The organism is uncultured Rothia sp. (genome assembly GCF_916049665.1).
Classification (GTDB): Bacteria; Actinomycetota; Actinomycetes; order Actinomycetales; family Micrococcaceae; genus Rothia.
The window spans coordinates 1-12517 of record NZ_CAJZIE010000065.1 but is presented as its reverse complement, the minus strand read 5'-3'; the positions used below and the strand labels follow the sequence as shown (position 1 = coordinate 12517).

Sequence of the window (12517 nt, the reverse complement as noted above, 5' to 3'; positions counted from 1 at the left end):
CTCATGTCTTGGTGGTTCTGGATTTTGCTATGGGGCGCGCTCATCATCTGCTCGCTCCTCTATTTGGCATGGTTCACCTACAAAGCACTCACTCGCGGTTTCACACTCCTTGACGAAACCGTAACCTGGGTCGAGTCAATCGAGGGACAATTCGACGCCGCGCAAGCAAACGCAAGCCGAAAACTCCCGCGAGACACCACCCTCGGGGTATTCACACCCATCACTGAGGCATACAATAACTACGAACAAGGTAAGCAGACACGCAGGTCTGAGCGGATCAAGCGACGGGTCTCCCGACGAGATCGACTCGGCCAACCTCAAAACATCGGAGACCTGCTCTAACTAGAAAGGCACACCACCATGGGCCAGATTTTCAGCCACCCCGCGACCATCATCGTCGTTATCCTCCTCATCGTCCTGCTCTTCGGCGCACCCAAGCTGCCCGGTATGGCACGTAGCCTCGGCCAGTCCATGCGCATCTTCAAGACCGAAGTTGAGGGTCTGAAGAACGACTCCAAGAAGGACCCCCGCGAGAAGGACGGCGAAGAGGTCGTCACCGCTGAGGTCGTAGACAACGGCAAGGACGGCAAGACCGAAACCAAGTAACGGTCCCGCCCCAACGCACCAAACCCGTGCCAGCCCACCGGCCGGCACGGGTTTTGCGGCACCACCCCATAAACACCCCACCAGACCCCCTCAGCCGAATCACACACGGCACCGACACCCAGAGGACACCACGTGGCAACACCTGACCAGGACGTGCGCAACCGCAAACTTAATCCTGAAGCACGCATGGAACTCAAGGAACACCTGCGCGAATTCCGCGACCGCCTCATCAAGGCGGCTATCGCAACCGTCATCGCAGCCATCATCGGTACGGTCTTCCTCTACCAGCCTTTCATCGACATGATTTCTGCGCCCCTGCAGCAGATCAACGCAGAAACCGGCCGCAATGCAAACCTGAACTACGGTTCCGTCGCATCCCCCTTCGACCAGCTGCTCAAGGTCGGTATGTACATCGGCTTGGTGATCGCGTCTCCCGTCTGGCTGTACCAGGCGCTGCGATTCCTGCTGCCGGCACTGCACACCAAGGAGAAGAAGTATCTCTTCGGCTTCCTCACCGCATCCATTTTTGCGTTCGGCTGCGGCGTGGCGATTTCTTACTTCACTCTCCCCGGCGTGGTTTACGCACTGCTGAAGTTCACCCCCCTCAACGACAGTAACTACATTGACGCGGGCTTGTACATCTCCTTCATTCTGAAGTTCGTCGTCACCTTCTCTTGCGCGTTCATCATCCCCGTGATTCTGGTTGGCATTAACATGCTGGGCCTGATTCGCGGCACCACCATTCTGAAGGCTTGGCGTTGGGTGGTCGTGCTCGTTGCGGTTATCGCAGCGCTGACCGCACCCGGTAGCGACATCATGATGATGTTCGTGCTCATGGCGCCGCTGCTGATTTTCTTCTTCGCAGCAATCGGCATCTGCATGATTAACGACAAGCGCCGCGACCGCAAGCTCGCCAAGCTGGCGCAGGGGTCGGACGAAGCAAGCCTGAACACCGCAACCAGCGCCGAAGACCTGGCGAAGATGGGTTACTTCGACGAAGAGAAAACTTCCTAATTCAATAGCTCGCTTTGAGCAACATAGCCGGAAGGGGCGGGGTACAGAGATTCTGTGCCCCGCCCCTTTCGCGTACCCGGATTAGTCGCATGCCGGCTCGCACGGCACCTCCATAGCGAGCTCCATAGGGAGCGTTATACCGCGCCGGATGCGCTCGCTGTTCGCCCATACCGGATTAGTGCCCGTCCGTGACGCTTTCGGAAGGTGCGCGGCGGGCGAGCAGTTACACTGGACATACTATGAGCAAGCACCACGCACAGCACACTTCTGACGCACACGCTTCTAACGCTTCTAACGAGCAGACCGGCACCGATTACGCTGCCGCATACGCCGCATCCCGAGAGCGCGCCGCCTACGCGAAGAGCGCCCTGGGCGCGTTTGAGGCGTCCCTGGATTTTCCGCTGGATGATTTTCAGCGTCAGGCGTGTGCCGCCGTGGAGGCGGACCGCTCCGTTCTGGTTGCCGCCCCTACGGGTGCGGGTAAGACCATTGTGGGCGAGTTCGGTATCTACCTGGCGCTGCGCCGCGGCATGAAGGCGTTCTACACGACCCCCATTAAGGCGCTGAGCAACCAGAAGTACCACGACTTCGTGCGCGCGTACGGTGAGGATTATGTGGGTCTGCTGACCGGCGATACGAGCATTAACACGGAAGCACCCGTGGTCGTGATGACCACCGAGGTGCTACGCAACATGCTCTACGCTAACTCGACCACGCTGACCGGCCTGGGCTACGTGGTGATGGATGAGGTGCACTACCTGGCGGACCGTTTCCGTGGCGCGGTGTGGGAAGAGGCGATTATTCACCTTCCCGAGCATGTGAACGTTATTTCTCTGTCGGCGACGGTGTCGAACGTTGAGGAGTTCGGCGCGTGGCTGGATACGGTGCGCGGCGGCACGGACATCATTGTCTCTGAGCACCGCCCGGTGCCCCTGTGGCAGCATATGATGGTTGGTCACCGTGTGGTGGACCTGTTCGTACCCGAAGACAACTCGGCACACGGTAAGAACCAGGAGCCGGAGGAGAAGCTTTCCCGCAAGCAGGCGAAGAAGGCACAGAAGGCTAAGCAGCGCGGCGCAACCGTGGAGGCGGGCGCTAACCCTCTGCTTGCCGGTCTGCGTCTGAACCCGCAGCTGAAGGCGCTACGCCCCGGCTTCCGATCCGCACCGGGCCGTGGACGTTACGGCGGTAAGCGTGAGCGTTTCCGTCACCGCCGTGAGGGCTGGCTGAATGAGACGTTCAGCAGCGGTGAGCGCGGCGGCTCGAACCGTCGTGATCGTTTCAGTAACGACCGGGAGTTTGATGCGCGCGGCGAGCAGAAGCCTCTGCGTCCGCAGCGTATTACCCGCCCGGAGATGGTGCGCGCCCTCGACAAGCAGGGCCTACTGCCTGCCATCTGCTTCATTTTCTCGCGTGCCGGTTGCGACGGCGCGGTCAGCCACTGCGTATCCGCCGATATTACGCTGACCACCCCCGAACAGCAGCAGACCATCCGCGCCTACATTGCGGAGGCGACCGCTCACCTGGACACCCGCGACCTGAACACCCTCGGCTACTACGAGTGGCGTGACGGCCTGATTCGCGGTATCGCCGCGCACCACGCGGGCCTGCTGCCCCTGTTCAAGGAGGTTGTAGAGGCACTCTTCACCCAGGGCCTGGTCAAGCTGGTCTTCGCCACCGAAACCCTCGCGCTGGGCATCAACATGCCCGCACGCACCGTCATCCTGGAGAAGCTCACCAAGTACAACGGCGAATCCCACGTGGACATCACCCCCGGCGAGTACACCCAGCTGACCGGACGCGCCGGCCGCCGCGGCATCGACATTGAGGGCCACGCGGTGGTCATGTGGCGCCCCGGCATGTCCCCGGAACACGTGGCGACCCTCGCCTCAACCCGCACCTACCCGCTGAACTCCTCGTTCCGCCCCACCTACAACATGGCGGCAAACCTCATCGCCTCCTACGGCGCCGAACGCACCCGCAAAATCCTGGAGTCCTCCTTCGCACAGTTCCAGGCAGATAAGTCGGTCGTGGGCGTCGCCTCCCGCGTACGCAAAAACGAAAGTGCCCTCGAAGGCTACCGCGAAGCCATGGCATGCCACCTGGGCGACTTCACCGAATACGTACAGCTCAGCCGCCAAATCGCCGAGCTGGAAAAGAAGGCGTCCAAGAGCAACGAGCGTCACGCCCGCGCCCAGGCGCACCACAGCATCCAGCAGCTGCTACCCGGGGACATCATCTACATTCCGCACGGCCGCTCCCGCGGCTACGCAGTCGTAGTGACCCGCTCCGATTCGCACGCCGACCCCCGCATCGGCATCGTCACCGAGGACGCGCACCAGCGCACCGCCTCAACCCGCGACTTTGAGGGTGCCGTCGAACCGGTCTCACGCATCAAAATCCCCAAGCGCCTGAGCCTCAAGACCCCCAAGGAACGCCGCGACACCGCAAGCCGTATGCGTCAGGCGCTCTACGACGGCCGCGCCCCGCGTGCGCTCGCACAGCAGAACATTCCGGCTCGTCAGAACAGTATTGACGCGCAGCTGGAGGCTCTGCAGGCTCAGCTACGTAACCACCCGTGCCACGGCTGCTCGGACCGCGCGAACCACATGCGTTGGGCTGAGCGCTGGCAGAAGCTCAACTCTGAGACGGAAGGTTTGCGTCGTCAGATTGCGCGCCGCACCAACACGATTGCGCAGGTCTTCAACCGCATTTCGCGCCTTCTGGAGAGCTACGGCTACGTCGAACGCACCGAGGACGGCGAACTGTCGCTGACCACCGGCGGACAGGCGCTGCGCCGCATCTACGGCGAGCGCGACCTACTGACCGCCCTGTGCCTGGACGCGCACTTCCTCGACGGCCTGGAACCCGCCGCCATCGCCGCAACCGTTGCCGCGCTAACCTACCAGGGTAAGCGCGACGCGGTGGAGTACCTGGCGCACTACCCGCACCCGTCCCTGCGCGCGCCCATTGCGACGATTACGCAGCGCCTCGCAGACCTGAACGCCGCCGAGGAACAGTTCAAGGTCAACCTGACCCCGGCGTGCGACTTCGGCCTGGTCGAACCCATGTACGCCTGGGCGAACGGCGCGCACCTCGCCAAGGCAATCGAGGACACCGGCCTTGCCGCCGGCGACTTCGTGCGCTGGGCCAAGCAGGTACTGGACGCCCTGGACCAGATCGCGCACATCCGCTCCCTGGACCCGGTGATTCGCTCCCGCTGTGAAGAGGCGATTGAGGCGGTACGCCGCGGCGTCGTCGCGCTGGACGTCTAACCCGCGCCTAGCGCTACATCGCGCCCGACCGGTTCGGGCTACCACCCCCGCTACTGTGTGTCGTTCTACGTCATCTAAGGATGCACGAACTACCGCAGCTAGCGGGGGTGCTTCTATACTCGAAAGAGACGCTCAGCTGAGCTACGCGAGCACAATCGAAGTGCCCGCCCCCGTGTGCGCTCCGGCGCGCCTCAATGGTGAAAGGATTCTAATGTCTACCCGTATTTTTGTAGATGGTAGCGTGTACAGCCCTGTCGACCCGTACGCGACCGCGATGCTGGTCGAGGACGGCTTCGTCCGCTGGGTTGGTTCCGACTCCGGGGCACGTTCAATTGCTGACGATTCCGCCACCATCACCGAACTTGACGGCGCCCTGCTGACCCCCGCCTTTGCGCGCGCACTGGCACCGGTCGCGGGCAAGGAAGCACCCGAAATCCTCGACTACCTGCAGGCATACCGCGCAGCCGGCTACCACACCCACACCGTACTCGCCGGCATGGAAGACGTACCCGACCTCGTCTCCGCACTCAGCTACTACAGCGCCGAACACGGCACCCCCGACATCCGTCTCATCCTCAACGCCACCGGCATTGAAACCGACGAACTCATCAGCGCCATCAAAGCACTACGCCCCCTCACCGAAGGCGAACGCGCCGTCAAAGGCCTGCAACTGGTCGGCATCTCTGTCGCACCCGACGAGGCACCCGCAGCAGCACAGGTAGCCGAAGACGCCGCACTCCTGCTCTCCATCGACGCATCCACCAGCTTTGCCGACGCCGCCGACGCCGCGCTCGCCGTACGCGGAACCCGCCCCTGGCTCTCCATCCGCCTCGACGCAGCAATCAGCACCCCGCAGGACCCCATCACCGACGAATACCTCACTAAACTGGCAGAAGCACGCATCAACCTCGGCCTCAGCGTCTGCGAACCCGAAGAAGACGAAGCAGCCAACGACACCGTCCAGGCACTCCTTGCACACGCCGGGGGAGAAGCACGCGAGTCAGTAGCCTCCGTAGCACGCCGCGCAAACGCAACCGGCACCTCCATCGCGCTGGGTTCTGATGCTCAGCTGTACGCACCCGGCGCCTGGTCCCTCATCCGCGAACTCGTCAACGACGAACACGGCATCTCCGCACGCAGCGCCTTCGCCGCCCTCACCCGCGGCGTATACCGCCTAGCCCACGAAGAAAACCCCTTCACCGGCCAGCTCACCCCCGACACCCCCGCATACGTCGCACAATGGCGCGTCGAAGCCCTCATGGTCCAGGCACCCGACTCCCGCGTCGCATCGTGGAGCACCGACCCCCGCGCTCGCATTCCGTTGTTGCCGGTGTTGGATGAAGAGTCTCCTCTGCCCATCCTGGAATCTATTTACACTGAAAGTAACTAATTTTTAGCTTGTCAGAGGCTTTTTAAGGGGTTAAAACCCCTCAATAATTCATTGATCTAGATGTTTACCCGGTATACTGGACATCTACCGGCCTATTTTATATACACCTGTGAGGGAGTAATATGCGCGTTCTAACTGTCATCCCGACGTATAACGAGAAGGAGAACCTGCCCATCGTGGTAGAGCGTCTTCGCAAGGCAGCTCCCGAGGTGGACATTCTCGTGGTGGATGATAACAGCCCCGACGGCACCGGCCAGATTGCTGATGAGCTGTCGGCTAAGGACCCCCAGATTCACGTTCTGCACCGCACCGTTAAGGACGGCCTGGGTGGCGCGTACCTTGCTGGCTTCGATTGGGGCCTTGAGGCAGGCTACGACGTTCTGATTGAGATGGACGCTGACTGCTCGCACCAGCCTGAGCAGCTTCCTTCTCTGGTTCGTGCCGTGGAGGCGGGCGCTGACCTGGCTATTGGTTCGCGTTACGTTCCCGGCGGCAAGACCAAGAACTGGCCGGCCCACCGCCAGATTCTCTCTCGCGGCGCTAACCTGTACACCCGCCTGATTCTGGGCACCTCCATCAAGGACATTACCGCTGGTTTCCGCGCGTACCGCCGTGAGGCTCTGCAGCGTCTGAACCTGGACGGTATTGACTCGAAGGGTTACGTGTTCCAGGTTGATCTGGCGTGGCGTTCCGAGCAGGCTGGTCTGAAGATTGTTGAGGTTCCGATTACCTTCGTTGAGCGTGAGATTGGCGCTTCGAAGATGGACGGCAACATCATCTTTGACTCGATGTCTAAGGTGACTCGCTGGGGTCTGACCAACCGCGTTCAGAAGCTGAAGAAAGCTCTGGGCAAGTAACTCGTTCTGAGACTTATACGAAAGACCGGGGCGGATACATAACGTATCTGCCCCGGTCTTTTTCTGTTTTCTGTAGCGCTCTTTCCTGGCTCACGTATCGACGAAGCCACCGCCAAAAGAAGGAAAGCCCGCTCAGAGCGCAAGTGGCTCCTAGCGGGCTCCCTATAGCCTTTCTACGGCAGGTCTACGGTGCTTTTAGAGCGCGTAGTGCTTGCGGTAGTATTCCAGGCGGTCTTCCAGGGTCTTTTCCAGCTCTTCGATGCTACGGCGTTCCATGAGCATGTCCCAGTGGGTACGTGCGGGCTTTTCCTCTTCGGCGTCTGCGGTGGAGTCGCCGTTGACGAGGTATGCTTCCTTGCCGGACTTTGCGGTCCAGACCGAGGGGATTTCGGCTTCTGCCGCGAAGGTCACGAAAACGCGGTCACCGTCTGCGGTACGGTATTCGACGCGCTGGCGGGGCGCGGGCTGTACGTTCGATTCGGTTTCCATCGACTGGGAACCCAGGCGCATACCGCGCAGGCTACGATCGCTCATTTTTCCTCCAGTGTCGTCGGGTGCGCTCTTTGGCGCTTTAGGCATAACGTTGGGCGGGGGAGAGCTATTCCCTCGAACGTTTACAAAACATCCATTATATCGGTAATAGTCTCCACCCGCCCAGCGTGGTGGTGTTTATTCGGCGTGATTTTTGGTGATTCACGCCTTTTTACGCGTTAGTTTTCGCGTTTAGCCGTTGATGCCGTAGCTTCCGGGTGCCTGCGGTGCGCTTTTGGGCGCCTCTGCTGCGGGTTTCTTCGGTGCGTCTGCAAGGTCGGATGCGGGCAGGGTGCCGAATGCGTTGCCCAGGCCGCGCAGTGCATCGCCCAGTTCGGTCGGGATGAACCAGAGCTTGTTGGCGTCGCCTTCGGCGAGCTTGGGCAGGGTCTGCAGGTACTGGTAGGTGAGCAGCTGCTGGCTGGGGTTGGATTCGTGGATTGCGGCGAAGACCTTCTGCACGGCTTCGGCTTCACCGTTTGCGCGCAGGATTGCGGACTGTGCGTCACCTTCTGCGCGAAGGATCTGTGCCTGCTTTTCACCCTCTGCACGCAGGATGGCTGCTCGGGATTCACCTTCTGCGGTCAGAATGTCGGACTGCTTCTGGCCTTCTGCGGTGAGGATTGCGGCGCGGCGGTCACGCTCTGCACGCATCTGCTTCTCCATGGAGTCCTGGATGGACACCGGGGGCTGGATTTCCTTGATGTCCACGCGGGAGACGCGCAAGCCCCAGCGGCCGGTGGTGGAGTCGAGTACACCTCGCAGCTCAGCGTTGATCTGGTCGCGGGAGGTGAGGGTCTGCTCCAGGTTCAGGCCACCGACGACGTTACGCAGGGTTGCGCTGGTCAGCTCATCCACGGCGCGAATGTAGTTGGTGATTTCGTAGGTTGCCGAGCGGGGGTCGGTGACCTGGAAGTACACGACGGTGTCGATGCCGACCACGAGGTTATCTTCGGTAATCACGGACTGCGAGGGGAAGGAAACCACCTGTTCGCGCAGGTCGATGAGGGGTAGCACGCGGTCAACTACGGGGATGACGATGTGCAGGCCGGGGTTGAGAACGGCGTGGAACTTGCCCAGTCGTTCGACGATGCCGGCTCGTCCCTGCGGGATGACGCGCACGGTCTTTGCGAGCATCGTCAGTACGAAGAGGATGAGTAGGACCGTCAGAATAAGGCTGATAGGCATTATTTCTCCTTATCGGTGAGTTATATGGTGTGTTTTTAGGGTATCTGAACCTGCTTTTGGAGCCGGTATTCAGATGGGTCTTAGGCGTGGGGGAGAGGCTCTACGATTGCGGTAGCACCCTCAATGGCGCGTACCCTCGCGTGTGATCCTGCAGGGAGCGTTCCGGAGGCGGTGCGCGCCGTCCAGGTGTCGCCAGCTAGTACCACCAAACCGGTCTCACCAGTCACATCTTGAGTGACGCGCACCTCAGCACCAACGAGTGCTTCAGCATTAGTGACAGCTCCGGTGGCTGATTTATTGAGCTTTTTCAGCAGCGGCGGGCGCAGGCCAAGAACCAGAATCAGGCAGATCACCACGAAAATAACGGTTCGAAGCAGCATGTTGTCCACGAAGGGAGATATTGCTGCGGTAATGCCTGCACTAATCGCCAGCATGAGAAAGAACAGGTCGAGGCTGAGCATTTCTATGACGGCGAAAACGAGGGCGAGTGCAACCCAGAGTGTCCAGGGTGTCTCAAAGAGCCAATCCACGAGTTTTCTCCTTTGATGTACATCAACCGGCGTGGTTGACGTTGAATCTGCATACGAGGCGACGACACCTTCGTGATGCGGGGTATATCCATTATTTCAGGTGGATTGAGTGCTGGCGATAGTTCTGGTGACCGGGTGAGGTTAATACATGAACTGTTAAGACTTTATTTAGATACGGGGAATCTTGGGTTCATTCTAGACCTCCCTAAAAAGCCGATAATATACATTATGTAAAGTAGAGCTATTTTTCACTACCCCACCGGATGCTCACCGGTGCTTTCTGCGTCTTGGTTGGCGCGGGTCGGACCTGTACTCCTCGTGATGCGACTATGCTGTTCTCGTCCGCCACTCTGAACTCCGCGCGCCTCAGCTTCATCAACCCGCAGCTGCGCACTCAAATGCTCCGAACCTTTAGGATCCTCAGTATGCCCCTCAGTGGCTCATATTAAACGACAAACACCCGAGACCCCAGCTCCACACCTCTCGGTGCGCTCTGTTCGTCTCGGGTGCCTGTCATCGATTTCTAGGGCTCTTCAGCTGCTGAAATCAGCTTCTGAGGCTCTCGCCTCTAGCCACAGAGTCCCTACGCTTCTGCGTGCTTTTCGCTGAACTCGACCCATGCGTTGAGCACGCGCTCCGCTGCACCGGATGCAATAGATTCGCGCGCATCGGCCAGTGCCTGAGTGAAGCGGGTCTCAAAGCTCTCGCCGTTGACCGGGCGGTATGCCACCAGGCCTGCGGCCGCGTTGATGAGCACGGCGTCGTGAATGGCACGCAGCGGGCTCTTCGGGGCCTCGCCCTCCCCCGCCAAAATGGCACGGAACACACCCGCGTTGTACTCGGCGTCACCGCCTCGCAGCTGCTCCAGCGGTGCGTTCTGCAGGCCGTACTCGGTCGGGTCAAAACGGTACTCGGTCAGCTTGCCGTCCGCAGCCTCCCACAGGCGGCTCGTGGTAGCGATGGTCAGCTCATCCAGGCCATCATCGCCGCGGAAAATCAGGGCGTGGTCGCCGCGCTCCGCGAAGACGTGAGCCATCTTCTCAGCCATGACCGGGTTAGCAACGCCGATAGCCGAGGACTTCACGCGAGCCGGGTTCGTCATGGGGCCCAGGTAGTTGAACGCGGTCGGAATGCCCAGCAGGCGGCGGGTCGGGCCCACGTGGCGCATTGCCGGGTGGAAGGTCATCGCAAACAGGAAGGTGATGCCGGTCTCGCGAGCGCATTCGGCGACAGCGGGAATGGGCATGTCGAGGCGGATTCCGAGGGCTTCGAGGACGTCTGCGGAGCCGGATTTGGAGGTGGAGGCGCGGTTGCCGTGCTTGATGACGGTTGCGCCGGTGCCTGCGATGACGAGGGCTGCCATGGTGGAGATGTTGACGGTGTTTTGCTGGTCTCCGCCGGTGCCGACGATGTCTACAGCGTGGGGGTCGATGTCTACGGTTTCGGCTTTGGCGATCATGCCGGCTGCGAGTGCGCCGAGTTCTTCGGGGGTTTCGCCTTTGGAGTGGAGGGCGGTGAGGAAGGATGCGAGGATCGGCTGTTCGGTTTGGCCGGTCATGATTTGGTCCATTGCCCAGGCGACTTCGGTGTCGGTGAGGTTTTGGTGCTTGACGAGCTGGTTGAGGATGTATTTCCAGGTAATTTCGTGCGTAGTCATGTGTTAAGTGTAAAACCCCCGTCTCGTATCTGCATGGTTGGGTGCAGTATGCGAGACGGGGGTTTACTAGGCGTGTTGCACCTTGGTGGTGCTTAGCGCTGGGGTGCCTTCGGTTTAGTGGAAGGAGTCACCGCATGCGCAGGAGCCTGCTGCGTTGGGGTTGTCGATGGAGAAGCCCTGCTTTTCGATGGTGTCTTCGAAGTCGATGGTGGAGCCGTCGAGGTAGGGTGCGCTCATCTTGTCGACGATGACCTCTACGCCGTCGAAGTTGCGGACTGCGTCGCCGTCGAGGACGCGCTCGTCGAAGTAGAGCTGGTAGATGAGGCCGGAGCAGCCGCCGGGCTGGACGGCGATGCGCAGGCGCAGGTCGGTGCGGCCTTCCTGTTCGAGGAGGGTGCGGACCTTGGTCTGTGCTACTTCGGTGAGGTTGACGCCGTGGGTCGGCAGTTCGGTGGTGGTTTCACTCATGAGTGTTGTCCTTTTGTTTTGTTGGTTGCCCGTGTGCGCCGCGTGTGGGTGCGTGTGGGCGTTTTAGCCTTCACGATACGCGCCGGGGAGAGCTGAGCACAACCTAGGGTGTGCATAGTTCGCCGGGGGCGTGAGTGTTTGCGTGGGGGCTTTATAAGTAATTCTGCTTCTAGGATACCGAAAAAGTGGGGGTTGGGGTTTGGTGACCCTTCTCCCCCACTTTTTGTGGATGTTCCTAGCGAGCGCGTTTAGCGTGCGCCGAATGCGCTCAGCAGCAGCGCCTCCGCAAGGATTGCGTTCTTGAAGTCCGGGATGTAGAGGGACTCGTTGGCGCTGTGTGCGCGGGTGTCGGGGTCTTCTACGCCGGTGACGAGGATCTGTGCCTGCGGGAAGAGGTCCTTGAGGTCGGAGATGAACGGGATGGAGCCGCCCATGCCGGTCTGTACGGGTTCGACGTCCCATGCGGTGCGCATTGCGTCGAGGGCGGTCTGTGCGCCGTCTGCGTCGACTTCGGTGGCGAAGGGCATGCCGGAGTCGACGGCGGTGTAGCTGACCTGCGCGCCGTGGGGTGCGTGTGCCTTGACGTGTTCGGCGAGTGCGCGGTGTGCGTTTTCGGGGTTGTCGCCGGGTGCCAGGCGGGTGCTGATGCGTGCGCGGGATACGACGGCGAGGGTGTTGGAGGAGGTTGCGATGCTGGGGATGTCCATGCCGATGACGGAGATTGCCGGCTGGGTCCACAGGCGGGATGCGACGGTTCCGGTGCCTGCCAGGGGTACGGAGTCGAGGATGCCAGAGTCGCTGCGGAAGTCTGCTTCGGCGTATTCGAGCTCGGGTTCGGGGGCGCGGTGCAGGCCTTCAACGGCTACGGCGCCGGTGGCGTCGTGCAGGGTTGCGAGGAGCTGCGCCATGAGGGTGTGTGCGTCGAGCATGGGGCCGCCGAACATGCCGGAGTGGATGGCGTGGCTGCCGACGCGCACCTCGATGTCGCCGGATGCGACGCC

Annotated in this window: 12 protein-coding genes; 6 read left to right on the top strand and 6 right to left on the bottom strand. The window is 61.0% G+C overall.

The genetic code is table 11. The features are described from left to right. The 6 genes from QZ540_RS06945 to QZ540_RS06920 form a co-directional block, all read left to right on the top strand. Nucleotides 1-342 (top strand): hypothetical protein (locus tag QZ540_RS06945; RefSeq protein ID WP_294628711.1); only part of this gene is annotated, 342 nt, incomplete at its 5' end. 18 nt (nt 343-360) lie between these two features. Then, complete coding sequence (gene tatA, locus QZ540_RS06940; RefSeq protein WP_005506024.1) at nt 361-606, top strand: Sec-independent protein translocase subunit TatA; 246 nt, start codon at nt 361-363, stop codon at nt 604-606. Nucleotides 607-738: 132 nt separating this feature from the next. Next, entirely contained in the window at nt 739-1620 is an 882-nt protein-coding gene (tatC, locus tag QZ540_RS06935) for a twin-arginine translocase subunit TatC (protein ID WP_294628709.1), read from the top strand. Between the two features lie 239 nt (nt 1621-1859). Further along, complete coding sequence (locus tag QZ540_RS06930; RefSeq protein ID WP_294628707.1) at nt 1860-4895, top strand: RNA helicase; 3036 nt, start codon at nt 1860-1862, stop codon at nt 4893-4895. Between the two features lie 211 nt (nt 4896-5106). After that, the gene (locus QZ540_RS06925; protein ID WP_294628706.1) at nt 5107-6285 is read left to right on the top strand and encodes an amidohydrolase; all 1179 of its coding nucleotides are present in this window, start codon (nt 5107-5109) and stop codon (nt 6283-6285) included. 122 nt (nt 6286-6407) lie between these two features. After that, entirely contained in the window at nt 6408-7142 is a 735-nt protein-coding gene (locus tag QZ540_RS06920; protein ID WP_294628704.1) for a polyprenol monophosphomannose synthase, read from the top strand. 195 nt (nt 7143-7337) lie between these two features. On the opposite strand, the gene QZ540_RS06915 is transcribed toward QZ540_RS06920, so the two are convergent. The 6 genes from QZ540_RS06915 to QZ540_RS06890 all read right to left on the bottom strand — a co-directional run. Continuing rightward, complete coding sequence (locus tag QZ540_RS06915) at nt 7338-7676, bottom strand: RNA polymerase-binding protein RbpA (RefSeq protein ID WP_005506034.1); 339 nt, start codon at nt 7674-7676, stop codon at nt 7338-7340. A gap of 189 nt (nt 7677-7865) precedes the next feature. Further along, nucleotides 7866-8861 (bottom strand): SPFH domain-containing protein, encoded by a 996-nt coding sequence (locus QZ540_RS06910; RefSeq protein ID WP_005506035.1) that lies wholly within the window; start codon nt 8859-8861, stop codon nt 7866-7868. Between the two features lie 80 nt (nt 8862-8941). Then, on the bottom strand, nt 8942-9391 hold the full coding sequence (locus tag QZ540_RS06905; protein WP_294628702.1) for an NfeD family protein: 450 nt from the start codon (nt 9389-9391) through the stop codon (nt 8942-8944). A 583-nt stretch (nt 9392-9974) separates the two neighbouring features. Then, entirely contained in the window at nt 9975-11048 is a 1074-nt protein-coding gene (trpD, locus tag QZ540_RS06900; RefSeq protein WP_294628700.1) for an anthranilate phosphoribosyltransferase, read from the bottom strand. A 114-nt stretch (nt 11049-11162) separates the two neighbouring features. Beyond that, nucleotides 11163-11516: an iron-sulfur cluster assembly accessory protein gene (locus tag QZ540_RS06895; RefSeq protein WP_005506039.1), complete on the bottom strand. Its 354-nt coding sequence runs from the start codon at nt 11514-11516 to the stop codon at nt 11163-11165. Between the two features lie 248 nt (nt 11517-11764). Continuing rightward, on the bottom strand, nt 11765-12517 hold a 753-nt coding region (locus QZ540_RS06890), incomplete at its 5' end, for a peptidase dimerization domain-containing protein (RefSeq protein WP_294628698.1).

Bases quoted from the DNA above. Each gene is read 5' to 3' on its own strand.
- tatA (WP_005506024.1), top strand. From the start codon at position 361: ATGGGCCAGATTTTCAGCCACCCCGCGACCATCATCGTCGTTATCCTC.
- QZ540_RS06930 (WP_294628707.1), top strand. From the start codon at position 1,860: ATGAGCAAGCACCACGCACAGCACACTTCTGACGCACACGCTTCTAAC.
- QZ540_RS06925 (WP_294628706.1), top strand. From the start codon at position 5,107: ATGTCTACCCGTATTTTTGTAGATGGTAGCGTGTACAGCCCTGTCGAC.
- QZ540_RS06920 (WP_294628704.1), top strand. From the start codon at position 6,408: ATGCGCGTTCTAACTGTCATCCCGACGTATAACGAGAAGGAGAACCTG.
- QZ540_RS06915 (WP_005506034.1), bottom strand. From the start codon at position 7,676: ATGAGCGATCGTAGCCTGCGCGGTATGCGCCTGGGTTCCCAGTCGATG.
- QZ540_RS06910 (WP_005506035.1), bottom strand. From the start codon at position 8,861: ATGCCTATCAGCCTTATTCTGACGGTCCTACTCATCCTCTTCGTACTG.
- trpD (WP_294628700.1), bottom strand. From the start codon at position 11,048: ATGACTACGCACGAAATTACCTGGAAATACATCCTCAACCAGCTCGTC.
- QZ540_RS06895 (WP_005506039.1), bottom strand. From the start codon at position 11,516: ATGAGTGAAACCACCACCGAACTGCCGACCCACGGCGTCAACCTCACC.